Genomic DNA, 21870 nt, shown 5'->3' on the forward strand with positions numbered 1-21870 from the left:
TCAATCCACGAATAGGTATTCGGTTGCAGCAATTTCCCGCGCCTGATCGACCGGGATGTCCAGAAATGCAGCCAACGCCTGCGTGTTCTCGTCGACGGTGCCGCCCTGCACCATGCGGTAATGCCCCGAAAGGTCCAGATCGCGCAGCCGGTCGCTTTCGAACTTCACATCATAGCGGATCGTCGGCAGCAAGAGCCCCATTGCCGTCTCCGGCGTGTTCGGCCCCGCCAGCCCCACCCGCCGCGCATGGCCCAGCAGGTAATCGTCCGAGAACGTACATTCAACTTCCAGAAGCCGCATCTGCGACCGGTCCTGACGAAAATCCTGGATCAGTTCTGTGCTGCCCGTATCAATGCAAAGGACAAGCCGGTCAGTGTCCCAGTGTTCGAACAGCATCCGCACCAGCGCCCGGCGGTGCCGCATCCGCTTTTCTATCGATCGTTCGATCCCGCCAAGGTCGGGAAGCGGCGTCGCTTGCTCGTTGAAGAGATAGTCGACCGCCGGCAGGCCGGTCTGCCCGCGCACCCGTTCGACCAGCCGCTTGGCCACATGCCATTTCTTGCAGGCCACGACCAGAAGCGTCCGGCTGCGGCCGATGCTGCCCTCGGCTTCCCAGAACCGCTGGGCGAAACGCCGCCCTTCCCGCCCGCGCCGAGTGAGATAGGCGAACTGCCGTCTCCCGTCGTCCGAGATGGCGAACGCCCGCCCCGTCTCGGCATAAAGCGCGCCCAGACGCTCTTTCAGCTGCCTTGCATCGGGACTGATCTTGCGCGCGAAAAGGAAGCCCTGGGCCAGCAGCATGTCATGGTGGTCATCGTAGAACGTCACCGGCATCCCGTAGTCGGTGAACATCAGGAACGTCAGCGTGCGCGACCGGATCTCGGGTTCGGGCACGAGGTGGGCGACAAGGGTCTGGAAAAACGTCTCGTCCGGGATCCAGGTGGTCGCGAAGAACCGCCGCACGTCCGGGCGCCGGTCCACGAAGTCCAGCACCGCCTCGACGGTGCGGCGGCGCAGGCACCACCACTGGCTGCCGATGCGGATCTTCAGATCCTCGGGCACCTTGCGCGCAAGGCCCAGCTTCTTCTGCACCTCGATCGACCGATAGAACAGCCACTTGCGCTGCCGTTCGTTGAACCAGTGCCGGTAGATCAGCCGTTCTTCCTGGATGCCGGTCTTGATCCAGCCCGAACCGTAGAAGTCGAAGCTTTCGATATGGTCGGCCTCGTCGCGTTCAAGCGCCGCGTGAATGTACTCCGCCGTCTTGATCGGCATGCAGTCGCCCGAGAGCATGTAGAAATGCGTCGCTCCGGGAAAGGCCTCGACTGCCGCCCGCAGGGCCTGCAGCGTCGCCGCGACCAGGCTCCACTCTCCCCAGCCACATTTGACGCGACGGCGCGCGAAGGTGACCAGCGGGTTGCCGGCCAGTGCCGACCGGATACGGGCGAAATCCGCCGTCGTCGACCGCGCATCGAAATGGATCGACACACAATCCCCGGCGGCAGTCAGCCGCAATGTCTGCGCGATGACCCCCTCGGGGTCCTTGTGACAGAGCAGGATGAAGGCGATTTGCGTCATTTCGGCTGGGTCATGCAATCGCTTGGGGACACCCCCTCCCTAAACCGGCCCATCGTTCCTTGAAAAGCCCGAATATGTCTGCTTGATTGCCGCAATCAAAGTTTACACCTGAGTCAATGGTTTCTGGCCAGAGGGGGGCATTTCAGAATGGGTTTTCCCGGAACCTGGATGACGGAAAGCGAAAGCGTCGTCTACCGGGTCGTGCCGAAATGCGCCTGCTCGACCATCGGGCAGATCATGTACTATTCCGACCACGGCCAATTCTTCGATGGCGACATCCATGACGCGACCACGGGCCTGCACAAATGGGCGCTTGATGCCAGCCAGCCGGTGATCGAACGCACCGTCCGCGCGCGGCAGGTCTACGCCTTTACCTGTGTCCGCAATCCCTACACGCGCATCCTGTCGTCGTTCTTCGACAAGATCTGCGGCATCCAGCGCAACGGCAAACGCTACCGGGGCAACCTGGTGCCGCTTCTGGTGCAGAAATACGGGGTCGAGGTCGGCGGCGACGACGGCAAGCAGGAGTTCGACCAGATCGCCAGCTTCCGCCGGTTTCTTCTGTTCGCCCGCGACACCATCCGCTGGAAAAAGCCGATGGAGCCGGACATCCACTGGTCGGCCATGGCTGGGCATGTCTCGACCTTCATCGTCAACGGCGGGCGCTACAACCACATCTTCTTCACCGAGGATTTCAATCCCGGCATGCAGGTGGTGCTGGACCATATCCAGACGAAACACGCCATCGACTTGGGCAAGATCCCCCGCTTCAACGAAAGCGAAGGCCACGGGCCAAAGCGTGCGCATCCGGTCGAAGCCTATTTCGACGACCTGTCGATGCACCTGATGTGGGAAATCTACAAACGCGATTTCCAGCTTTTCCGCTATGATTTCGACAATCCGGGGAACAAGCTGCCGAAGGGCCCGGTGGACCTGGACGAGGTTCACGCCAAGCTGGGGGACTAGGCCGATGGACAGCGTGACGGGTGGTTGCCTGTGCGGGGCGCTTCGCTTCACCGCCACCGGCCAGCCCTACCGCATCGGCATCTGTCATTGCATGGACTGCCGCAAGAACCACGGCGCCCTGTTCCACGCCTCGGCGATTTACCCGGACACTGCGGTGACCATCACCGGCAAGGTGCGCAGCTACCGCGACCGCAGTTTCTGCCCGACCTGCGGCTCGCCGGTCTTTGCCCATATCGACGACGAGATCGGCATCAACCTCGGGTGCCTGGACGACCCTTCGGTCTTCCGCCCGACTTACGAACTCTGGACCATCCGGCGCGAGGACTGGCTGCCCGACTTCCCCTGGATGCGGCACTACTTGAAGGACCGCGAGAGCGAAGGCCGGACCGAAGGTTAACGCAAATTCCTTCGAAGGAATTTGCCAAAACTTTTCGAAAAGTTTTGGCCCCTCACACCGGGTCCTGCGTCCCCGCCCTGCGGAACCACTCGACGATCGCCGCCCGCTCCTCTGGCTCCATGTAGCTCAGGTTGCCCGGCGGCATCGCATGGGTCACGCCCGCCTGCAGGTAGATCCGCCGCGCCTCATACGCGATCTGGGCCGGCGTCTCCAGCACCACCCCCTTCGGCGGCCAGTGCAGACCCTCCCACCCCGGCTCGGCCGCATGGCACATCGAGCAACGGCCCTGCACGATTCCCACAACATCCTCGAACCCCGGCGAGGAGGCATAGACCAGCGCCGCCCCCTGCAGCTTGGCCTCGCCCTCCACCACCCGCATCGGCGCGGTGGACAGCCAGGCGATGATCAGGAACAGGAGCACAGTGACAAACCAGGTCCAGTGCGGATTGCCTTTGCGTGCGTGCTTGGTGTTGAACCAGTGCCGGATCGTCACCCCCATCAGGAAGACAAGGGACGCGATCACCCAGTTCCACTCGGTTGCGAAGATCAGCGGGTAATGGTTCGACAGCATCAGGAACACGACCGGCAGCGTCAGATAGTTGTTGTGCGTGCTGCGCTGCTTGGCGATCTTGCCATACTTCGGGTCCGGCTTCCGGCCGGCCTTCAGGTCGGCCACCACCACCCGCTGGTTCGGCATGATGATGAAGAACACGTTCCCCGACATGATGCTGGCGGTGAACGCCCCCAGATGCAGCATCGCCGCCCGACCACTGAAGACCTGGGTATAGAACCAGCTCATCCCGACCAGCACCACGAACAGCGCCACCATCAGCACGTTCTGGTCGGCATTCACAAAGACCTTGCACAGCGTGTTGTAGGCAACCCAGCCGAAGGCCAGCGAAGCCAACGAAATCGCCACCGCCTGCCAAACCGAAAGCTCCAGCACCGTCGGGTCGATGAGGTAAAGCTCGGCCCCAAGGTAGTAGACCAGCACCAGCATCGCAAACCCGCTCAGCCAGGTCGCGTAGCTTTCCCATTTGAACCAGACCAGGTGGTCCGGCATCGAGGCCGGGGCCACGAGGTACTTCTGGATGTGGTAGAACCCCCCACCGTGGACCTGCCATTCCTCGCCATCGGCTCCGCTGGCAAGGTTGCGGTCCCGGTGCAACCCAAGGTCCAGCGCGATGAAGTAGAAGCTCGACCCGATCCAGGCGATGGCCGTGATCACATGCAGCCAGCGCGCCGCAATCTCCACCCACTCCCACAAGACGACCCAGTCATACATCGCAGTCTCGCCTCCGCTCGGGCATCGCGCCCTCCGTCTGTGCCGAAACGCTATCCTGCGCGGCACCTTTCTGTTAATCCATAGAAAGCCCGCATCACTTTCAACCCCTGCCGAACAATGGCCCGCATTTGTCCTATGTGAACAACATCCGCATGTTCGTCCGCGTCTACGAATTGGGCAGCATGTCCGCCGCTGCCCGCGACCAGCGCACCTCGCCCGCCGTTTCCTCGGCCCGGATTTCCGAGCTTGAGAAACACCTCGGCGTCCGCCTCTTCAGCCGCACCACCCGCAGCCTGCAACCGACCGAAAACGGCCGCATCTTCTATGACGGCGCCCGCCGGGTGCTGGAGGCGATCGACGACGCCGAAGCCGCCGTGATGGATGTCACGCAAAACCCGCGTGGCACGATCTTCGTGGCCGCCCCGCTGGGCATCGGTCGCAGGCTGATCGCGCCCCGCGTCCCGGCCTTCAAGGACCAGTATCCCCAGATCGACGTCCGCCTGCGGCTGTCTGACCGGGGGATCGACGTGGTCGCCGAAGGCATCGACGTGGCCTTCCACCTGGGGCTCTTGGAGGACTCCACCCTCAAGGTCCGCACCATCGCCGACTGCCCGCGCCTCCTTTGTGCCGCCCCCGCCTATATCGACCGCAGGGGCATGCCCGAAGACGGTGAGGCGCTTGTCCGCGACCGGCACGATTGCCTGAACCTGCGCTTTCCGGGTGCCAAGGAATTCCAGTGGACCTTGCAAACTCCCGATGGCCCCCGCCGGTTCGAGATCACCGGGCCGTTTGAATCCGATGACGGTGACGTGCTGACCGGCTGGGCCCTGGACGGGCGCGGGATCGTGCTGAAACCGCTGTTCGAGGTCGCCGACCATCTGCGCGAAGGCCGCCTGGTCCCCGTCGCTACCGCAACGCCGCCGCTGTCGATCCAGTTGTCCGCCCTTAGCCAGCATCGCAGGCTCAAGGACCCCAAGGTGCAGCTGTTCACCGACTACATGGCCGCCCAGATCCGCGACGACCTGCGGCGGGCCACACAAGCGTAGGGTGGGCGCATCGCCCATCTTACCCCTGCGCCAGACCCGTAGGGTGGGCGATCCGCCCACCGCCCGCAAAAGAAAAGGGCGGGACCGCAGCCCCGCCCTTCCCGATCCGAAACCGCAAGCCTTACATTGGCAGCGGCTGACCATTCACCAGGATCTGCATCCCTTCCTTGGCCTCGATCTTCGAGGTCAGCGTGTCGTCACCCGCAGGCACCATGAACATGCCCATCATCATCCGCGCACCCATTGCGTCGTCCTCGCTCATCAGGCCGGTGGCGATCAGCCCGTCGATCAGCGCGTTGGCGCCGGTCACGGTCACGTTCGCCTCGCCCAGCGGCATCGGGATGCCCATCGAGTTGTCGAAGGTGAAGGCCCCGGTCGCCGCCAGCGCCGCCCCTGCGACCTTGACGCCAAGTTCGGTGATGTTCAGGCTTTCCGGCGTCGGCGTATAGGGAACCCCGGACTCTTCTGCCGCGATCAGCGCCGGCAGGTCCATCGTCGTCTTGCCCGAGATGTCGACGGCGATCTGCGCCGCATCCCGCGGCAGGGCTGCGTTCGGGTCGAACATCGCCCAGGCTTCCTCGTTCAGGCTGAAGTCTGCAAGCTTCAGCACGAACGAATAATCGCCTGCGGCTGACGTGGCGACCACGGGCGTCGTCAGGTCGAACTGTATCGGCCCCGAAGTCACCTGGACCGGCACCGGCATCAGCCCCGGCCCGGACGAGATATCCAGGCCCGACGCCACCGACTTGACCGAGAAGACATCCTTGTTGAAGACAACCGATCCCTCGCCGCCGCCTGCCTTCATCACCAGGTCCATCGGCATGAAGGCGCTTTCCTGCGTCATCGTGCCGGTGGATTCGCCCTGCTTGGTCGACAGGGTGAAGGACAGGCCCTCGTTCAGTGCGGTGCCAAAGTCAGCCGGTGCGGACATGGCGGCCAGCTCTATGCTGGACGGCAGCGCAAAGGCCATCGACATCTCGATGCCCGCGGTCTCGCTGGTCGAGGTCTGCTTCATCTCCATCCCGGGGTCATCCAGGCTGGTGTTGTAGGCCAGCACGTCCGCCGCGATGTCCAGCCCGAAGGTCCGGTTGGTGCCGGGCGTGTCGGAATAGGTTCCCGACAGGTTGGTGAAGCCCACGGTCCCCGCCGAAGTCACGGTCGGCGCTTCGGACCCGTCGAAGGACATGCCCGGATAGCTGGTGTCATAGACGACATCCAGCTTGGCCGCTTCATAGTCGTAGGCCAGCCCGCCATCCGCCTCGCGCGCGGTCAGGATCAGCCCGTCATGCGTCACGCTCACCTCACCCTCGGTCTCGCCCGCCATCGCCACGCCGATATCGGCGCCCGGCTCGATCGTGACCGACCCGTCGTCTTCCTCGGTCAACGTCATGTCCGAAATCGTCAGGCCCGCCATCCCTTCGGGCGCAATCGACACGCCGTTCAGCGTCAGCACACCGTCCGAGCTGTTCTCGGTCGCCGCCGAGACGATAAGCCCGACCTGCGCGCCTGCATCCTTCCACGACTGCCAGACCTGGTCCGCAGTCAGCGCTGCGTGGGCAGTCCCGCTCATCAAAAGTGCAAGGGTCGGGGCGGCCAGAAACGAATTCATCCGAAACATGCGGTTCTCCTTGAAGCCAAAAAATTACCCGGCCACATAAGACCTGTCGCAGCGGTTGCGCAAGTGACGCTTTCACGACCTTTTCGGGGCACAAGCTTGCGGCTCAGGAGCCCCGGTAGGTCGAGTATCCGAAAGGCGAGATCAGCAGTGGCACGTGGTAGTGCTGGCTGGCATCGGGCACCCCGAAGCGGATCGGGATTTCGTCAAGGAAAAGAACGCCTTCGTCCGCCTGCCCACTGGTGCGCAGATAGTCGCCAGCACAGAAGACCAGCTCGTAGACCCCGGCCACCAGCGCATCCCCTTCAAGCAGCGGTCCGTCCGTGCGTCCGTCAGCGTTGGTGACGACCTCTTTCACCTTGCGGTGACTCTGCCCGGAAATCCGATAGAGCATGATCTTCACCCCCGCCGCAGGCCTGCCCTTCGCGGTGTCCAGCACATGCGTCGAAAGCCGTCCCATTCATCTTCCTCCATCGCTGTGCTGCATAACTGACCACGAAACCGACCCTCGCGCGACCCGGCATTGTCGGCATATGACCTTCCGTGAAATCCTGAAAATGGTTTCTGCACTTTTCCCCTAGTCTCGCCGCCAAGAAGGAGACGCCGACGTGAACCGCTACCCCCGAGATTTCCGTGGCCACGGCCCGACCCCGCCCGATGCCGCATGGCCCGGCGGTGCGAAGATCGCCGTCTCCATCGTCCTGAACTACGAAGAGGGCGGCGAGAACAGTATCCTGCATGGCGACGCCCAGTCCGAGGCGTTCCTGTCCGACATCGCCGGGGCCGCGCCCTGGCCCGGTCAGCGGCACTGGAACATGGAATCGATCTACGACTACGGCGCCCGCGCCGGGTTCTGGCGCCTGCATCGCCTGTTCACCGCGATGGACGTCCCCGTCACTGTCTATGGCGTCACATCCGCCCTGGCCCGCAACCCCGAACAGGTCGCCGCGATGAAAGCCGCCGGGTGGGAGATCGCGTCGCACGGCCTCAAATGGGTCGACCACCGCGACATGCCCCCCGAAGAGGAGGCCCGCCAGATCGCCGAAAGCTTCCGCCTGCACGAGGAGGTCGTGGGCGAGGCTCCCCAGGGCTGGTACACCGGCCGCTGCTCGATGAACACGGTGCAGCTGACGGCCGAAACCCGGCGTCTGGCGTGGATTTCGGACACCTACGACGACGACCTGCCCTACTGGCGCGAATATGGCGATCACGACCAGCTGGTGATCCCCTATACGCTGGAAGCCAACGACATGCGCTTCGCCACCGCGCCGGGCTACATCACGGGCGAGCAGTTCTACCAGTACCTCAAGGACAGCTTCGACACCCTTTATGCCGAGGGCGAGGCAGGCGCGGCCAAGATGTTCTCCATCGGCCTCCATTGCCGCCTGATCGGCCGCCCCGGCAAGATCGCGGGCCTCAAGCGATTCCTCGACTATGCAAAATCCCACACCGGCGTCTGGTTCCCGCGCCGGATCGAGATTGCCGAGCACTGGCAAAAAACCCATCCGCACAAGCGGTTCGAGCGCCCCAGCCAGATGACGCGCGAACGGTTCCTGGACCGCTTCGGTTCCATTTTCGAACATTCTCCCTGGATCGCCGAGCGCGCTTTCGACCTGGAGCTTGGCCCTGCCCATGACAGCGCCACGGGCCTGCATAACGCCCTGACCCGGATGTTCCGCAGCGCATCCGCTGACGAACGCCTCAAGGTCCTCCAAGCCCACCCCGACCTCGCCGGAAAACTGGCCGCGGCCAAGCGCCTGACGCCGGAAAGCACGCTGGAACAGGCCAGCGCCGCCCTCGACGCCCTGACCGACGAAGAGCGCGCCAGCTTCCAGCGGTTGAACGATGAGTATGTCGCAAAGCACGGCTTCCCCTTCATCATCGCCGTCCGCGACAACACCAAGACCTCGATCCTGCAGGCCTTCCAGACCCGCATCAGCAACGACACGCAGACCGAATTCGCCACCGCCTGTGCCCAGGTGGAACGCATCGCCGAACTGCGCCTGAAGGACCAACTCCCGTGAGCACCTATTACACGCCCCCCGGCGGCCTCCCGCCGCAATCCGCCCTCATGACCCAGCGCGCCGTCTTCACCGGCAGCTACTGCGTGATCCCGAAGGGCTGCTTTTCCGACATCGTCACCAGCTTCCTGCCCGGCTGGACCAAGACCAAGCTCTGGCTCATCGCGCGTCCAATGTCCGGTTTCGCCGAGACCTTCAGCCAATACGTGATGGAGGTCGCGCCCGGCGGCGGCTCCGACGCGCCCGACGCCGAGACCGGCGCGGAACACTGGCTGTTCTTCACCGGCGGGCTGGCCACCCTGACGATCGACGGCACCGGCTATGAGATGGAGGAAGGCTCCTACGCCTTCATCCCCGCCGGTACCCGCTGGACGCTTCTCGCCGAGGGCGGCACACCCGCCCGCTTTCACTGGCTGCGGAAAATCTACGAACCCGCCCCGGGCATTGCGGCACCCGAGGTGCTGGTGATCAACGAACGCGACGTGCCCGTCCGCTGGATGCCTGATACCCAGAACCGCTGGGGCACCACTCGCTTCGTCGAACCCGACGACCTGCGCCACGACGCGCATGTGAACATCGTGACCCTGCAACCCGGCGGCGTGATCCCGTTCGAGGAAACCCACGTGATGGAGCACGGCCTCTATGTCCTGGAAGGCAAGGCCGCCTACAAGCTGAACCAGGACTGGGTGGAAGTGGAAGCGGGCGACTTCATGTGGCTGCGCGCCTATTGCCCGCAGGCCTGCTATGCGGCCGGCCCGGGCCGCTTCCGCTACCTGCTCTACAAGGACGTGAACCGCCACGCCAAGCTGCGCGGCCCCGGTGCCTTCGGACCCGCACGATGACCGCCGCTCGTCGATGCCTTCGGCACTCCTCGCCGCCTGCCGCGACGAGAAGACGAAGTCGCACGAGGAGCCGCGGATGAGAACCCTGCGCCCCGTCCCCCTTACCGCGCAAGACTTCGCCCCCTTCGGCGATGTCCTTGCTGCGTCCGGCGATTTTCGCCTCATCAACGCCGGTCTCTGCCGCCGCCACCACGACCGCGCCGCCCTCGACTTCGGCGAAGGCGGCCGCGCCGGCATCTCGATCTTCCATGCCGAACCCCGTGCCCTGCCTTACGGCTTCGACCTGATTGAACGCCACCCAGACGGCTCCCAGGCATTCATTCCGATGACGGAACACCCCTTCCTTGTCATCGTCGCGCCCGATCCGCAGGCAGAACCGCGCGCTTTCCTGACAAATGGCGCGCAGGGCATCAACCTGCACCGTGGCAGCTGGCACGGCGTGCTGACACCGCTGCATGCTCCCGGCATCTTCGCCGTGGTGGACCGCATCGGCCCCACGCCGAACCTTGAAGAACACCGTTACACCGAACCGTGGACGGTCCTCGCCCCATAAGGGGCGTCCTAACCGGAGCGCATGCAGGGGCAATGCGCAGACGGCGTGAATACCAACAAGCCCCAAGGGAAAAGGACAATAATATGACGAGTTCCGCCATCGGGACGCCGGATCAGCTCCGCGACCCCGACTACCTGCCCCCTCTGGCGCAAGCCGTGCCGCTGGGCATCCAGCATGTGCTGGCGATGTTCGTCTCGAACGTGACGCCAGCCATCATCGTCTGCGGCGCGGCCGGGATCGGCTTCGGCTCGGACCAGGGCGCGCTTGGCTTCCCCGACATGACCTACATGATCCAGATGTCTATGCTGTTCGCCGGGATCGCCACGCTGTTGCAGACCATCGGCATCGGCCCGGTCGGCGCGCGGCTGCCCATCGTGCAGGGCACCTCCTTCGCCTTCGTGCCGATCATGATCCCTGCCGTTGCGGGGCTGGGCACTGCGGGGCTTGGCGGGCTGATGACCGGCGTCCTGCTGGGCGGCGTCTTCCACTTCTTCCTTGGCTTCATCGTTGGCCGCATCCGTTACGCCCTTCCGCCGCTGGTCACCGGCCTCATCGTGCTGATGATCGGTCTCGCACTGGTCAAGGTCGGCATCCAGTACGCCGCGGGCGGCGTCCCGGCGATGGAGGCGGGCATGCGCGCCATTGCCGAGGCCAGGGCCGCAGGCACGCCCGTCGACTGGTCCACCATCACCTTCGGCAGCTTCAACCAGTGGCTTCCCGCGCTGGTGGTGATCCTGGTCACGCTGGCGATCAAGTTCTTCACCCGCGGCTTCCTTGCCGTCGCCGCCGTCCTGATCGGCATCCTCGCCGGCTATGCCGTCGCGCTGGCGATGGGTCAGGTCAGCTTCACCGCCATCGAACGCGCCGGGGTCTTCGCGCTGCCGAACCCGTTCCGCTGGGGCTTCGAGTTCAACGCGGCCATCGTCATCGGCATGTGCTTCATGGCCATCGTCTCGGCGATCGAGACTGTGGGCGATGTCTCGGGGATCGCCAAGGGCGGTGCGGGGCGAGAGGCCACGGACACCGAAATCCAGGGCGCGACCTTCGCTGACGGCGCTGGCACTGCTGTCGCCGGGATATTCGGCGCGCTCCCGAACACTTCGTTCAGCCAGAATGTCGGCCTGATCGCCATGACCGGCGTGATGAGCCGCCATGTCGTGACCATCGGCGCGATCTTCCTGATCTTCTGCGGCCTGATCCCCAAGGTCGGTGCCGCGATCAACACCGTCCCGATCAACGTCCTTGGTGGCGGCGTGGTGGTGATGTTCGGCATGGTCTGCGCCGCTGGCGTCAACATGCTTTCCGAGGTGACGTGGAACCGCCGCAACATGGTGATCTTCGCCACCGCGCTGTCGATCAGCCTTGGCCTGCAGCTGGTCCCCGAGGCGTTGCAGCACATGGGCCGCACCGCTCAGATCCTTCTGACCTCGGGCCTCCTACCCGCTGCAGCCATCGCCATCATCCTGAACCTCGCCCTGCCGGAAGACCTGGGCGACTGACCCCACCCCACCCCCAAGCCCGGCGCCCGCCATTCGCATCCTGGCGGGCGTCGACACTTGAATGACCGGACCTCGGGATCATTGCGGTCGCGGTCGGTTGGGCGATGGCCCCGCGTTCTGCAACGTCCGCGCCTGCAATTGCTCCTGACAGCCTGCCGCCCTCCAGCTAGACTTGCCCGATGCGCCTTGCAGGACCCAGATGACCGAAGCCACCCTCCGCGCCCGCCTCCGCACCTTCTACGAAGGCGCCGGCCAGACCGCAGACCGCTTCCGCTATGCGCTTCTGGCCTTCGATCTTCTGACCGTCGCCTGGCTGGTCACCTCGTCCTTCTTCGAGCGCGGGCCGTGGCATATCCAGATCGACGTGGCGATCGGGGTGGTGTTTCTTGCCGACTTCGTGGCCCGGCTCTGGATCTCGCGCCGCCCGATGAAGGACCTTGCCAGCTTCTGGGGCCTGGCCGACGTCCTGGTGATCATCTCGCTTCTCTTCCCGATCTGGGGCGAGGGGCTGGCCTTCCTGCGCGTGCTCCGGCTTTACCGCGTCTTCCACTCGCCGCAGACCCTGGACCAGCTGCGCGACGACGTTCCCGGATTCCGCCGCCATGAAACCGCCCTTCGCGCCGCGCTGAACCTGCTGATCTTCATCTTCGCGATGACCTCGCTGGTCTACCAGACCCAGGTCACCCGCAACGCGGACATCCGAAACTACGTCGATGCGCTGTATTTCACCGTTGCCACGCTTTCGACCACCGGGTTCGGAGACATCACCCTTGTCGGAAACGGCGGCAAGCTGCTGTCAGTGATCATCATGATCGTCGGGATCAGCCTGTTTCTGCGGCTGGTGCAGGTGATCCTGCGCCCGCCGAAGGCGCACTTTCCGTGCCCAACCTGCGGCCTGCGCCGCCACGACCACGACGCGGTGCACTGCAAGGCCTGCGGCACCGTGCTGAACATCCCCGACGACGGTCTGGATTAGGCTACCCGGCCGGGGACAAGCGTTGACAGCTTCGGGGTCCGGGGGCAGCATTCTCCCAGCGTCGGCACCTGCATTTCATCCGACGTTGCGATGCGATTTCAACACAGGGATTTCAGCCCCATGCACAAACGTCTTGTCGTCTGCTTTGATGGAACCTGGAACGCCGCCGACAGCGAACGATCCGAGACCAACGTGGTCCGCCTGTCCCGCGCCATCCGCGCCAATTCCGGCAGCGACGGCGTGCCGCAATTCTCGGTCTACCTGCGCGGCGTCGGCACCAGCGGATCGCAACTGGAACGGCTGGTCGCCGGGGCCACCGGGTCAGGCATCGAGGACATCATCCGAACCGCCTACCTGTTTCTTGCTCAGAACTACGTGCCCGCGCACAAGGACGACCGCGGTCGCGACGTTCCGGCCGACGAGATCTTTCTCTTCGGCTACTCTCGGGGGGCCTATGCCGCCCGGTCGCTGACCGGCCTCCTCGGCTCGGCCGGCCTTCTGAAGCGGCAAAGTCTGGGTCACCTGCCGACCGCATGGAGCTACTACCGCACCTTCAAGAACCGCTCGCCCAAGGACTTCCTGCGGCGCTACGCCAAGCGGAACATCGAGACTCATGAGGACGTGACGGTCAACTTTCTTGGTGTCTGGGACACGGTGGGCGCGCTTGGCATCCCGGTCGGCGTCCTGGGCGAACTGTCGGGCCTGGTCCACGGTTTTCACGACACCTCGCCTTCGCGGATCGTGAAGCATGGCGCGCAGGCCCTGGCCATCGACGAACACCGTGACGAATTCGTGCCGACGCTCTGGACCGGGAAAGCCCCGGCACACTCGACCATCGAGCAGGTCTGGTTCGCCGGCAGTCATGCCGATGTCGGTGGCGGCTATTCCGACCGGGAACTGGCCGACATCCCGCTTCTGTGGATGATCGACCGGGCCAAGGCTGCCGGATTGCAGGTCGACGAGAAGACGCCCGGCCTCTTGCCTCCGCTGGCTGCGACCAATGTCCTTGGCCCGACGCACGACCCGCGCCAGGGTTGGTCGGTGAAGGACCGTCTGACGCCCACGATCCGCAGCGTCTGTGAGCAGAACGTGCCGGTCGACCTCTGGGAACGGCTTTACCGTCCGCTTGGCCCGAACCGCAAGCCATTGCCGACGATCAACGAAATGGTCCACTGGAGCGTGATCGAACGCTATGGAAAGCTTGGCCTGATCTCGCCCGACGACCTGGTGAAGACCCGAAAGCGGATCAAATATGCGCCGAAGAACCTGAAGCCCCTGTTTGATCCGGCCGATGTGCCTTTGCCAACGACACGGGTCTGGGTCTAGAGCAAGCTACTTCAGCTTGATGCAGAAGTGCTTCCTGACCGGGGCCTCGATGGTCCAGGTGCCCTTGAAGGTCGGCTCGACGGCGAAAGCATCGCCCGGCCGCAGTGTGACCGGGTCGCCGCCGTCCGGGGTGATGGTGATCTGGCCTTCGATCAGGTGGACGAACTCGTAGAACTTGTAGGACGCGTGCCACGACCCCACCGTCGCCTCCCAGGTGCCGCTGATCACGCTGCCATCGGCCGAGGTGTGCTGCACCCAGGTCTTCATCGTGGGCGTGCCGTCGGTCTTCACCCAGCCTTCCAGATCGGTGACCATCGGCTCGGGTCCGGGGGCGGGAAAGCGGAAAACAGTGTCGGTCATCTGCGTCACTCCGTGGTTTTGCCCTTGGTAGGACTGCCTCTACGCCCGCGCAAGGCCGGGACACGCCATTTCCCGTCGGTTTCCGCCTTGCAGGATCATGGCGGGTCTGGTTCATCCAAAGACGCAGAGGAGGTGACCCATGCTGATCCGTGATGCAACCGCCGCAGACGCCGACCATCTGGTCCGCTTCATCAACATGGCCGCCGACGACCTGCCGCTGCATTTCTGGAAAAAATCCGCCGGCCCGGGCGTGGACCCGATGGCCTATGGCCGCGAACGGGCCGCGCGCAAGACCGGCAGCTTCTCCTTCCGCAACGCCTGGCTGGCCGAAGTCGACGGCGAGGTTGCCGCCTGCCTTCTGGGCTACCCCGCCGCGCTGGAGCCCGAGGCCATCGACCCCGACACCCCGCCGATCTTCGTGCCTCTGCTGGAGCTGGAGGCGCTTGCGCCCGGTTCCTGGTATCTGAACGTGTTGGCAACCTACCCTGCCTATCGCGGGCGCGGTCTGGGTTCAGCGCTTCTCGCCAAGGCCGAGGCGGTGACCCGCCAGGCCGGCCGGACGACCATCAGCCTGATCGCCGAGGACACGCACCAGGACGCCCTGCGCCTCTACCGCGCGAAAGGCTTCGTGGAAGTCGCCCGCCGTCCTGTGGTGAAAGATGACTGGGCGGTCGGCGCGCAAGAGTGGATTCTGTTCACGAAATCCCTCTGACCCGCCTCCTCGTTCGACTTCGTCTCCTCGTCGCAGAGAGCCACAGCGAGAAGCGACGAAGTCCCTGACGAGCGGCCGGATCGGCCCCTGCGGCCAACCTTTCCAGATCCTTAACGTCCGCGATCAAGTAACTGAATTTGCTTTTATTTCTGCGATTGCCCACCGTGGACACTCAGCCCATCCGAACTGCCATGTCCAGCATCCGGTTGGAAAATCCCCATTCGTTGTCGTACCACCCGAAGACCCGCAGCATCCCCCCGTTCGAAACCTTGGTCTCCGGGCAGGCCATCACCACCGACTCCGCCCGCGCCCGCAGGTCGGTCGAGACCAGCGGCCGGTCCGTCGCGCCGATCACGCTGCTTTCAGATTTGGCAGCCGCCCGGAAAGCCGCGTTGACCTCCTCGACCGATGGCCGTCCCTCGGTGACCAGATGGAAGTCCACGCAGGACACGCTGGCCACCGGCACCCGCACCGCCTGCGCCACGATCCGGCCCGCCAGGTCCGGCAGTACCCGATCCAGAAGCAGCGCCGCACTGGTCGTGGTCGGCACCATCGAAAGGGCCGCCGCCCGGCTGCGCGGATAGTCGGCGGCGGGGGCGTCCACCGTCGGCTGGCTGCCGGTGTAGCAGTGGACCGTCGTCATCGACCCGGTCACGATTCCCCAGTTTTCATGGATCAGCCGCGCCAGCGGCGCCAGCGCATTGGTCGTGCAGGAGGCATTCGAAACGATCCTTTGCTTCGCCAGAACAGCGTGGTTCGCCCCCAGCACCACCGTCACATCCGCCGCCTGGGAGGGTCCCGAGATCAGCACACGTGCGGCACCTGCCTGCAAGCCCCGCTCCGCCACCTCCCGCGCTTCGGCGCGCCCGGTACATTCCATGACCAGATCGGTCCCGGACAGGTCAAGCGTCGATAAATCCGAGGTCCGGTGCAGCGGCACTTTCCAGCCATCGACAACCAACGCCTCGTCCTGCAGCGCAACTGCGCCCTTCCAAGGTCCGAAGACACTGTCATACTCAAACAGATAGGCGCACATCTCGGACGCGGCGATGTCGTTTATCCCGACGATCTGAAGCCCTGGCCAGCGCTCGGGCGTCAGCAGATAGGCCCGCAGCACCGACCGCCCAATCCGACCGAATCCGTTGATGAAGATCCGCATCATGCTGCCCCTGCCCCGTGCGCCCGCAGTCTCAGCACGGGCCGTGCGGTGCTTCAACGCCGTTCTTGTTCCCCGCACAATTCCCCTAACGCAGGCTTAGACTCCGACGTCAATCCCCAGGCCCCGCTCGGTCGCGCGCTGGACCGCGACAGCGGCAACCGCCAGGTCCTGCAGGCCGACGCCAGTGCCGTCGAAGAGCGTGATCTCGCCCTCGGACTGCCGGCCCGGGTGTTTCCCGATCAGGACATCGCCCAGCGGCACGATGGCGCTCGCGTCCAGCACACCCGCCGCCACCGCATGCTGCGCCTCGCCGATGGTGATGGACTGGGCCACTTCGTCCGTGAAGACCGACGCCCCGGCGACCAGGGTTGGCTCCACTTCCTGCTTGCCTTTCGTATCGGTCCCCATGCAGCTGAGATGCGTTCCCGGCGATACATGCCGGACCAGCAAGCTTGCCGCAGGCGAGGAGGTGATGGTCACGATCACCTCGGCCTCGCGCATCCGCACCAGGTCCACGGGTTCAAATGGCAGACCCAGTTCGGCGGCGACGGCGCCAAGTTTCGGCAGCATCTCGGGGTGCAGGTTCCAGGCGATGACCCGCTCAAACCGCCGGACCCGCGCGGCTGCACGAAGCTGGAACCCCGCCTGATGCCCGGCCCCGACGATCCCCAGCACCTGCGCCTCTGGCCGGGCCAACCGGTCGATGGCGATGGCCGAAGCCGCCGCCGTCCGCAGCGCGGTAAGGAGATTTCCGCCGACCATGGCAACGGGCCGCCCGGTGTCGGGGTCGAACAGGAAGACCGAGGACTGGTGGTTGATCAGTCCCTTGGCAGCATTTCCCGGGAAGTAGCCACCGGCCTTGACCCCCAGCTGTCCCGCCGCCCGGTCGAGGCCGGATTTGAAGCCGTACTGCCGCCCCTCGCCCAGCGCCTCGCGCACCACGGGGAAGTTGTAGGCCTCGCCCCTTGCCATCGCGGCGAAGCAGGCCTCGACCGCGCGGAAGGCGTCTTCGGGGGAGACGAGCGAGGCGATCAGGGCCTCGGGAACGATGAGCATCTGGTGGTCCTTTATGGCGGACGGCAGAGCGGGGGTTTCACACCCCCGCACCCCCGTGGGATATTTGGTCAAAGATGAAAGGGCTTAGTAGGCTTTGCCGCGGGCCGAGACGGGCCAGACGCTTTCCACCTTGCCGTTCCTGACGCCGACATACCAGTCATGCACGTTGCAGGTCGGGTCGCAGTGGCCGGGGATCAGCTTCAGCTTGTCGCCGACCTTCAGCACGCCTTGCGGGTCGTCGATCACCCCGTGTTCATCGCTGCATTTGACGTATTTCACGTCGTCGCGCCCGAAGATCACCGGAAGCCCCGAGTCCACCGACTGCGCCTTGAGCCCCGCGTCGCAGATCGCCTTGTCGGCCTTCACGTGGCTCATCACCGAGGTCAGGATGAACAGCGCATTCTCCCATTCGCCCCGGTCGATCCGGTTGCCGTCCTTGTCGAGTATGCGGCCGTAGTCCGCGTCCATGAAGGCGTAGGAGCCGCACTGAAGCTCGTTGTAGACGCCGGAAGTGCTTTCGAAATAGTAGCTGCCTGTGCCGCCCCCCGACACCAGGTCGGGCTTCAGGCCCGCGGCCGTGAGCGCGTCAACGCAGCCCTTCACCTGGGCGATGGCAGCGTCGAGCTTGGCCTTGCGGTCCTCGTACTTGTCCATGTGCTGCATCGCGCCCTGGTAGGCCTGGATGCCCGAGAACTTCAGCCCCGGTGCCGCCGCCACGGCCTGCGCGATGGCCACCACCTCATCGGGCGTCTTCACGCCGCAGCGGCCCGCGCCGCAGTCGATCTCGACGAAGACCTCGATCTCGGTGCCATGGCGAACCGCCGCCGCCGAAAGATCGGCCACGTTCGCCACGTCGTCAACACAGACGATGGTCCGCGCGCCAAGCTTCGGCAAGCGCGCCAGCCGGTCGATCTTGGCCGGGTCGCGCACCTGATTGCTGACCAGCACATCCTTGATCCCGCCGCGCGCAAAGACCTCGGCTTCGCTGACCTTCTGGCAGCACACGCCGACCGAGCCGCCAAGCCGTTCCTGCAGCTTGGCCACGTCGACCGACTTGTGCATCTTGCCATGCACCCGGTGCCGCATGCCGTGAGACCGGGCGTAATCGCCCATCTTGACGATGTTCCGCTCCAGCGCGTCGAGGTCGAGGACCAGGCAGGGCGTCTGGATGTCCGCCTCATCCATGCCGGGCAGGGCAGGGATGTCGTAGCCCACTTCGAGGCCCTGGAAATTCGTCTGCTTGTTCATGGGATTAGCCTTTCATCCAGGGAAGTTTGTCCAGATCGACGTTGCCGCCGGTGATGATGATGCCCACGCGCTTGCCCCGGAAGGCGTCGCGGTTCTTCAGGACCACCGCCAGCGGCACGGCGCTGGAGGGTTCCATCACCACGCGCAGGTGCTTCCAGGTCAGCTTCATCGCCTCGATGATCTCGTCTTCCGACGCGGTGTAGATCTCGCTGACGTGGTTCGACACGAAATGCCAGGTCAGGTCCTTCAGCGGCACCAGAAGGCCGTCGGCAATGGTCTTCGGCGCGTCGTCGGCGATGATATGCCCGGCCTTGAAGCTGCGATAGGCGTCGTCCGCCTGTTCCGGCTCGGCGGCGATCACCTTGGTTTCGGGCGAGAGGGTGGAAAGCGTCAGGCAGGTGCCCGAGATCATCCCGCCGCCGCCGATGGGGGCCACCACCATGTCAAGGCCCCCGGTCTGCTCCATGAACTCACGCGAACAGGTGCCCTGCCCGGCGATCACGCGGGGGTCGTTGTAGGGGTGGACGAAGTCGCCGCCCGTCTTCGCCTGCACCTCGGCGAAGGTCGCCTCGCGGCTGGTGGTGGAGGGTTCACACTCGGTGATCACACCGCCGTAGCGGCGCACGGTGTCCTTCTTGGCCTGCGGCGCAGTGCGGGGCATGACCACGTTGCAGGGGATGCCCCGCAGCATGGCGGCATAGGACAGACAGGACGCATGGTTGCCCGAGGAATGGGTGGCCACACCCAGTTTCGCCTGGTCCTCGGTCAGCCCGAAGACCGCATTGGCCGCCCCACGCACCTTGAAGGCCCCCGGCTCCTGGAAGTTCTCGCATTTGAAGAACAGCTCGCACCCGCTGAGTTCATTCAGGTAGTCCGAGGTGCGGACCGGGGTCTGGCGGATATGCGGGCGGATGCGGTCGTGCGCGGCCCGCATGTCGTCGTAGGTGGGGATCAGCAATCCGTCCATGTTCTTCATTTTCCTGCTCTTTCCACTGGGTGCCAAAATCCTTCGAAGGATTTTGCAAGACTTTTCGAAAAGTCTTGGCCCCTCACTCCGCCGCCAGCGCCATCGCCGGAACCGTTCCACGATAATACTCTTGCGCTGCCGCGACGCCCGACCCCAGCTTCACCGGCCAGCCAAGGTCGGCCATGCACATCTCGGCCACGCACAGGCCCGACAGCACCATCGCCTCGGTCAACATCCCGAGATGCCCGATGCGGAAGACCTTGCCCGCGACTTCTCCCAGGCCCACGCCGAAGGCCATGCCGTATTTCGTCGCCGCCAGTTGCACCAGCGCGGTCCCGTCGCAGCCTTGGGGGACCTTCACCGCCGTCACCGTATCGGAATAAAGCTCGGGCGAAGCCGCATATGGCTCCATCCCCCAAGCGAAGGCCGCGCGGCGCACCCCTTCGGCGAGGCGGTGGTGGCGCGCGTAGACGTTCTCCAGCCCCTCGTTTTCCAGCAGGTCGATCGAATGGGCAAGGCCCGCGATGAGGCCCACGGCGGGCGTATAGGGATAGCCGCCACGGGCATAGGACGCCAGCATGTCTTTGAAATCAAAAAAGGTTCGCGGCAGCCTCGCCGTCTCCATCGCGGCGATGGCCTTGGGGCTGACCCCCAGGATCGCCAGACCCGCCGGCAGCATGAAGCCCTTCTGGCTTCCCGCCACGGCAATATCCACGCCCCAGCCCGCGAAGTCGAAGGGCATCGAGGCAATCGACGACACCCCGTCCACGAACAGCATCGCCCCATGCCCTGCCGCATCCATCGCGGCGCGAATACCGGCGATGTCGGACTTCACACCCGTCGCGGTTTCATTGTGCGTGGCCAACACCGCCTTGATTCTGCCCTCGCCGTCCGCCTGCAAAGCCGCCTCGATGGCCGCCAGCGGCGCACCCTGCCCCCAGGGCGTCTCGATGATCTGGACCTCCAGCCCGTGCCGCTGGCAAAGGTCAATCCAGCGGTGGCTGAACATCCCGAACCGTGCCGCCAGCACTATGTCGCCGGGCGACAGGGTGTTCGTCACAGCCGCCTCCCAGCCGCCGGTCCCCGTCGATGGGATCACGATGATCTCGCCCTGATCCATCTTCAGAACCCGTCGCACGCCTTCCACGGCAGGCTTGAACAGCCGGGCAAACGCGGGTGAACGGTGGTCCAGCGTGGCCATGTCGCAGGCCTTCCGCACCGAATCCGGGATATTGGTAGGCCCGGGAATGAAAACGGGGTTCTGCATGGACATCGGGCAACTCCCTGAAAGATCGCACACAGAACCTACGCCCCGCGACCAATCCGCACAATTTTTTCGAAAAGATTTTTCATTGTTACGCGGACATGCTATTCCCTAATTCACTCAATGACTTGCGATTTTTCACGCACAGGAGGCACCATATGGCCCAGAAACCCCGCGGCCGCCCGAAGGCGTTCAACGACAAGACCGACCAGAACACCGTTCAGGCGCTGGACCGGGGCATGGACATCCTGACCCATGTCGCCCAGCACCCCGGCCGCACCTTGTCGGAAATCGCCGAGGACACAGGCGAGGCCATCGCCACCGTCTTCCGCGCGCTTGTCACCCTGCAGGGTCACGGCATGGTCGAGGTCGATGAGCCCGGCCAGTTCTGGCACATCGGCCCCGGCGCCTTCCGTGTGGGGTCCGCCTTCCTGCGCCGCACCAAGGTGGTGGAACGCGCCCGTCAGCCGATGGACGCCCTGATGCGTGAAACAGGTGAGACCGCGAACCTGGGGATCGAGGTCAAGGACGAGGTCTTCTTCGTCGCCCAGGTCGAAACCTACGAGGCAATCCGCGCCTTCTTCCCGCCCGGCACCCGCGCGCCCATGCACTCCAGCGGGATCGGCAAGGCGCTGCTGGCCTGGTACCCCGAGGAAAAGACGCGCGGCATCCTCGCCCGCAAGGGGCTGGAGAAGTTCACCTCGCTGACCCTGACCAGCGACAGCGCCCTCTTGCGGGATCTTTCCCGCACCCGGGACCGCGGCTTCTCGATCGACGACCAGGAACGCGCCGAGGGGATGCGCTGTGTCGCGGCACCCATCTTCAACGCGCATGGCGAGCCGGTGGCAGGTCTCTCTGTCTCTGGTCCCGCCTTTCGCATGGGCCTGTCGGACGCGACCCGGATCGGCGTGCTGGTCAGGGCGGCGGCGGATCAGGTGACGGAAGCCACCGGCGGCGCCCAGCCGGAGTGACGCTTTCGACAGGGTCCGGTCGGTCGGGG

21 protein-coding genes are annotated in these 21870 nt (G+C 64.8%); 11 read left to right on the top strand and 10 right to left on the bottom strand.

Going from position 1 to position 21870, the window contains the following annotated elements:
* Positions 1-1578: a DUF5928 domain-containing protein gene (locus Q8M85_RS09790; RefSeq protein ID WP_305543599.1), complete on the bottom strand. Its 1578-nt coding sequence runs from the start codon at positions 1576-1578 to the stop codon at positions 1-3.
* A 147-nt stretch (positions 1579-1725) separates the two neighbouring features.
* Between Q8M85_RS09790 and Q8M85_RS09795 the strand changes: the two genes are divergently transcribed.
* Positions 1726-2544, top strand: a complete 819-nt coding sequence (locus Q8M85_RS09795) for a sulfotransferase family protein (RefSeq protein ID WP_305543600.1) — start codon at positions 1726-1728, stop codon at positions 2542-2544.
* A gap of 4 nt (positions 2545-2548) precedes the next feature.
* Positions 2549-2941 carry a GFA family protein gene (locus Q8M85_RS09800; RefSeq protein WP_305543601.1) on the top strand — a complete coding sequence of 131 codons (393 nt, stop codon included), beginning with the start codon at positions 2549-2551 and terminating at the stop codon, positions 2939-2941.
* Between the two features lie 52 nt (positions 2942-2993).
* Here the strand turns inward: Q8M85_RS09800 and Q8M85_RS09805 are convergent, their stop codons facing one another.
* A complete protein-coding gene (locus tag Q8M85_RS09805; RefSeq protein ID WP_305543603.1) occupies positions 2994-4226 on the bottom strand; it encodes a urate hydroxylase PuuD in 1233 nt (410 codons plus the stop codon).
* A 128-nt stretch (positions 4227-4354) separates the two neighbouring features.
* Here Q8M85_RS09805 and Q8M85_RS09810 point away from each other — a divergent pair, with 128 nt between their 5' ends.
* The gene (locus tag Q8M85_RS09810) at positions 4355-5272 is read left to right on the top strand and encodes a LysR family transcriptional regulator (protein WP_305543605.1); all 918 of its coding nucleotides are present in this window, start codon (positions 4355-4357) and stop codon (positions 5270-5272) included.
* Between the two features lie 121 nt (positions 5273-5393).
* On the opposite strand, the gene Q8M85_RS09815 is transcribed toward Q8M85_RS09810, so the two are convergent.
* Both Q8M85_RS09815 and uraH read right to left on the bottom strand, forming a co-directional pair.
* Positions 5394-6890 carry a DUF2125 domain-containing protein gene (locus Q8M85_RS09815; RefSeq protein WP_305543607.1) on the bottom strand — a complete coding sequence of 499 codons (1497 nt, stop codon included), beginning with the start codon at positions 6888-6890 and terminating at the stop codon, positions 5394-5396.
* Between the two features lie 103 nt (positions 6891-6993).
* Positions 6994-7347: a hydroxyisourate hydrolase gene (gene uraH, locus Q8M85_RS09820; RefSeq protein WP_305543610.1), complete on the bottom strand. Its 354-nt coding sequence runs from the start codon at positions 7345-7347 to the stop codon at positions 6994-6996.
* 148 nt (positions 7348-7495) lie between these two features.
* Between uraH and puuE the strand changes: the two genes are divergently transcribed.
* From puuE to Q8M85_RS09850, 6 genes are all read left to right on the top strand, one after another.
* Positions 7496-8911: an allantoinase PuuE gene (gene puuE, locus Q8M85_RS09825; RefSeq protein ID WP_305543612.1), complete on the top strand. Its 1416-nt coding sequence runs from the start codon at positions 7496-7498 to the stop codon at positions 8909-8911.
* Entirely contained in the window at positions 8908-9750 is an 843-nt protein-coding gene (locus Q8M85_RS09830; RefSeq protein ID WP_305543614.1) for a bifunctional allantoicase/(S)-ureidoglycine aminohydrolase, read from the top strand. Before puuE ends, Q8M85_RS09830 begins: the two co-directional genes overlap by 4 nt.
* A gap of 76 nt (positions 9751-9826) precedes the next feature.
* Positions 9827-10303 (top strand): ureidoglycolate lyase, encoded by a 477-nt coding sequence (locus tag Q8M85_RS09835; protein WP_305543615.1) that lies wholly within the window; start codon positions 9827-9829, stop codon positions 10301-10303.
* 83 nt (positions 10304-10386) lie between these two features.
* On the top strand, positions 10387-11802 hold the full coding sequence (locus tag Q8M85_RS09840; RefSeq protein ID WP_305543617.1) for a uracil-xanthine permease family protein: 1416 nt from the start codon (positions 10387-10389) through the stop codon (positions 11800-11802).
* Positions 11803-12001: 199 nt separating this feature from the next.
* Complete coding sequence (locus tag Q8M85_RS09845) at positions 12002-12778, top strand: potassium channel family protein (protein ID WP_305543619.1); 777 nt, start codon at positions 12002-12004, stop codon at positions 12776-12778.
* Between the two features lie 120 nt (positions 12779-12898).
* Positions 12899-14104 carry a DUF2235 domain-containing protein gene (locus Q8M85_RS09850; protein ID WP_305543622.1) on the top strand — a complete coding sequence of 402 codons (1206 nt, stop codon included), beginning with the start codon at positions 12899-12901 and terminating at the stop codon, positions 14102-14104.
* 6 nt (positions 14105-14110) lie between these two features.
* Here Q8M85_RS09850 and Q8M85_RS09855 read toward each other — a convergent pair whose 3' ends face one another.
* A complete protein-coding gene (locus tag Q8M85_RS09855; protein WP_305543625.1) occupies positions 14111-14464 on the bottom strand; it encodes a cupin domain-containing protein in 354 nt (117 codons plus the stop codon).
* 139 nt (positions 14465-14603) lie between these two features.
* Between Q8M85_RS09855 and Q8M85_RS09860 the strand changes: the two genes are divergently transcribed.
* Positions 14604-15176 (top strand): GNAT family N-acetyltransferase, encoded by a 573-nt coding sequence (locus tag Q8M85_RS09860; RefSeq protein ID WP_305543628.1) that lies wholly within the window; start codon positions 14604-14606, stop codon positions 15174-15176.
* Between the two features lie 172 nt (positions 15177-15348).
* Here the strand turns inward: Q8M85_RS09860 and Q8M85_RS09865 are convergent, their stop codons facing one another.
* From Q8M85_RS09865 to bhcA, 5 genes are all read right to left on the bottom strand, one after another.
* Complete coding sequence (locus Q8M85_RS09865) at positions 15349-16338, bottom strand: type I glyceraldehyde-3-phosphate dehydrogenase (RefSeq protein ID WP_305543631.1); 990 nt, start codon at positions 16336-16338, stop codon at positions 15349-15351.
* Positions 16339-16431: 93 nt separating this feature from the next.
* Positions 16432-17391 carry an iminosuccinate reductase BhcD gene (gene bhcD / locus Q8M85_RS09870; RefSeq protein ID WP_305543634.1) on the bottom strand — a complete coding sequence of 320 codons (960 nt, stop codon included), beginning with the start codon at positions 17389-17391 and terminating at the stop codon, positions 16432-16434.
* Between the two features lie 84 nt (positions 17392-17475).
* Complete coding sequence (bhcC, locus tag Q8M85_RS09875) at positions 17476-18639, bottom strand: 3-hydroxy-D-aspartate aldolase BhcC (protein ID WP_305543636.1); 1164 nt, start codon at positions 18637-18639, stop codon at positions 17476-17478.
* 4 nt (positions 18640-18643) lie between these two features.
* Complete coding sequence (gene bhcB / locus Q8M85_RS09880) at positions 18644-19615, bottom strand: beta-hydroxyaspartate dehydratase BhcB (protein ID WP_305543639.1); 972 nt, start codon at positions 19613-19615, stop codon at positions 18644-18646.
* A 73-nt stretch (positions 19616-19688) separates the two neighbouring features.
* Positions 19689-20879, bottom strand: a complete 1191-nt coding sequence (gene bhcA, locus Q8M85_RS09885) for an L-aspartate--glyoxylate aminotransferase BhcA (protein WP_305543642.1) — start codon at positions 20877-20879, stop codon at positions 19689-19691.
* Between the two features lie 149 nt (positions 20880-21028).
* Here bhcA and bhcR point away from each other — a divergent pair, with 149 nt between their 5' ends.
* Positions 21029-21841: an HTH-type transcriptional regulator BhcR gene (gene bhcR, locus Q8M85_RS09890; protein WP_305543645.1), complete on the top strand. Its 813-nt coding sequence runs from the start codon at positions 21029-21031 to the stop codon at positions 21839-21841.
* Positions 21842-21870: the final 29 nt, after the last annotated feature.

This window comes from Tabrizicola sp., from assembly GCF_030694085.1.
Lineage (GTDB): Bacteria > Pseudomonadota > Alphaproteobacteria > Rhodobacterales > Rhodobacteraceae > Tabrizicola.

Excerpts from the sequence above, each read along its gene's own strand:
- Q8M85_RS09865 (WP_305543631.1), bottom strand. The coding sequence starts at position 16,338 with ATGATGCGGATCTTCATCAACGGATTCGGTCGGATTGGGCGGTCGGTG.
- Q8M85_RS09835 (WP_305543615.1), top strand. The coding sequence starts at position 9,827 with ATGAGAACCCTGCGCCCCGTCCCCCTTACCGCGCAAGACTTCGCCCCC.
- bhcR (WP_305543645.1), top strand. The coding sequence starts at position 21,029 with ATGGCCCAGAAACCCCGCGGCCGCCCGAAGGCGTTCAACGACAAGACC.
- uraH (WP_305543610.1), bottom strand. The coding sequence starts at position 7,347 with ATGGGACGGCTTTCGACGCATGTGCTGGACACCGCGAAGGGCAGGCCT.
- bhcC (WP_305543636.1), bottom strand. The coding sequence starts at position 18,639 with ATGAACAAGCAGACGAATTTCCAGGGCCTCGAAGTGGGCTACGACATC.
- Q8M85_RS09790 (WP_305543599.1), bottom strand. The coding sequence starts at position 1,578 with ATGACGCAAATCGCCTTCATCCTGCTCTGTCACAAGGACCCCGAGGGG.
- Q8M85_RS09795 (WP_305543600.1), top strand. The coding sequence starts at position 1,726 with ATGGGTTTTCCCGGAACCTGGATGACGGAAAGCGAAAGCGTCGTCTAC.
- Q8M85_RS09855 (WP_305543625.1), bottom strand. The coding sequence starts at position 14,464 with ATGACCGACACTGTTTTCCGCTTTCCCGCCCCCGGACCCGAGCCGATG.
- Q8M85_RS09845 (WP_305543619.1), top strand. The coding sequence starts at position 12,002 with ATGACCGAAGCCACCCTCCGCGCCCGCCTCCGCACCTTCTACGAAGGC.
- Q8M85_RS09805 (WP_305543603.1), bottom strand. The coding sequence starts at position 4,226 with ATGTATGACTGGGTCGTCTTGTGGGAGTGGGTGGAGATTGCGGCGCGC.
- Q8M85_RS09815 (WP_305543607.1), bottom strand. The coding sequence starts at position 6,890 with ATGTTTCGGATGAATTCGTTTCTGGCCGCCCCGACCCTTGCACTTTTG.
- Q8M85_RS09840 (WP_305543617.1), top strand. The coding sequence starts at position 10,387 with ATGACGAGTTCCGCCATCGGGACGCCGGATCAGCTCCGCGACCCCGAC.
- Q8M85_RS09860 (WP_305543628.1), top strand. The coding sequence starts at position 14,604 with ATGCTGATCCGTGATGCAACCGCCGCAGACGCCGACCATCTGGTCCGC.
- bhcD (WP_305543634.1), bottom strand. The coding sequence starts at position 17,391 with ATGCTCATCGTTCCCGAGGCCCTGATCGCCTCGCTCGTCTCCCCCGAA.
- bhcB (WP_305543639.1), bottom strand. The coding sequence starts at position 19,615 with ATGAAGAACATGGACGGATTGCTGATCCCCACCTACGACGACATGCGG.
- bhcA (WP_305543642.1), bottom strand. The coding sequence starts at position 20,879 with ATGTCCATGCAGAACCCCGTTTTCATTCCCGGGCCTACCAATATCCCG.
- Q8M85_RS09800 (WP_305543601.1), top strand. The coding sequence starts at position 2,549 with ATGGACAGCGTGACGGGTGGTTGCCTGTGCGGGGCGCTTCGCTTCACC.
- Q8M85_RS09850 (WP_305543622.1), top strand. The coding sequence starts at position 12,899 with ATGCACAAACGTCTTGTCGTCTGCTTTGATGGAACCTGGAACGCCGCC.